This window comes from Pseudoalteromonas sp. TAE79 (genome assembly GCF_000498015.1).
Taxonomy (GTDB): Bacteria; Pseudomonadota; Gammaproteobacteria; order Enterobacterales; family Alteromonadaceae; genus Pseudoalteromonas.
Map to the genome: position 1 here is coordinate 1 of NZ_AUTL01000164.1, position 1,367 is coordinate 1,367.

Annotated in this window: 1 protein-coding gene and 1 pseudogene; one reads left to right on the plus strand and one right to left on the minus strand. The window is 43.2% G+C overall.

Annotated elements, in window-relative coordinates:
* The coding region (locus L655_RS0112265) for an IS66 family transposase (protein WP_024604753.1) at window positions 1-789 on the plus strand (789 nt) is incomplete at its 5' end.
* A gap of 327 nt (window positions 790-1,116) precedes the next feature.
* Here L655_RS0112265 and L655_RS0112270 read toward each other — a convergent pair.
* A pseudogene (locus L655_RS0112270) lies at window positions 1,117-1,367 on the minus strand (AAA family ATPase); the annotation flags it as partial.

Here is a 1,367-nt window from a genome sequence, read left to right on the forward strand (position 1 = left end):
TTTGCCGATGAAACGCCATTAAAGGTGGTGAAATCGGACAAAGTAAACAGTTACATGTGGGTGTATTGCTCGGGTCGAGATTCACCAGACCCGAATAATCCCATCCCTAATATCGTACTTTACGACTTCCACAATAGTCGCGCGGCCGCCTGCGTGGTCAATTATCTTGATGGATATCAAGGGTACTTGCACGTGGATGGCTATCAAGCCTATGCCAGAACAGAGGCAACCTTAATTGGCTGCTGGGCGCATGCTCGTCGTAAATTTATCGACGCGAAAAAGCTACAAGGTAAAAACAAAACCGGCAAAGCGGATGTGGTATTGAGCCTTATCCAAAAACTGTACGGCGTTGAGTCACGCATCAAAGATAAAAGTGTGGATGACAAATATACGGCAAGACAAGAGGTTAGCCTGCCTATTCTTAGCAAGCTAAAAATATGGCTTGAGCAGGATCAGCCAAATTTAGTGGGGAACAGCAAACTGATAGAGGCAGCTAATTACCTGGCAAATCAATGGCACAAGCTCATACGCTATGTTGATGATGGCCGACTTAGCATCGATAATAATAGAGCAGAACGCGCGGTAAAACCGTTTGTGATAGGCCGAAAGAATTGGTTATTTAGCCAAACGGCTAACGGTGCCCATGCTAGTGCCACCCTTTACAGCATTGTGGAAACCGCCAAGATAAATGGTCTAATCCCATTTAATTACATCTGTGCTTGCCTTGATGAACTGTGCCAGCCTGAGCCCGATATCGACAGCTTGTTACCCTGGAATTTTAAAACATAGGTGTAGTTCGCTAGACGCTCACAGTATACCAAGCCTTAAAAGTAAGTTTGTATTGTTAGGTATTTTTTGAATAGCATTCATGACAATTCACTATATTTATCTTAAACGGATGTTGTCTTTTAATGTAAGAGGCTAAGTAAATCGCACAACTATTTAGCTAGTTGTAGCGACCTGACTTCTTATCCTGTCTGAACCGATTTTATCCGAACTTCCTGGCCCACAATCATTGATTTTACCCTATGAGGCTGGCTCACTTTAATTAAAAATGGAACCACATTGATTGATACTGGGACCGATTTCATCAGGTTGGGCCCACTTTAATCGACTCTAAATTGGCAGTCCTGCTTCACGCATTTCAGCTGTCATTTCTTTCGCTCTATTCGGTTCTAGCCCTCCAGAGAATAATTTTCTAATTTCGGATGGGCGATAGCGGAATTGTTCAGCAATGACGCGCTCATTGTAACCATGCCTGATAAGTGTCGGTTCAATTTCATCTATGCGGCTAGACAGTGTTTCCTCCAAAAGGTCAACATTGATAGGTTTTATACCGACTTTGTAAGCTTCTTCTAGGGCTAATG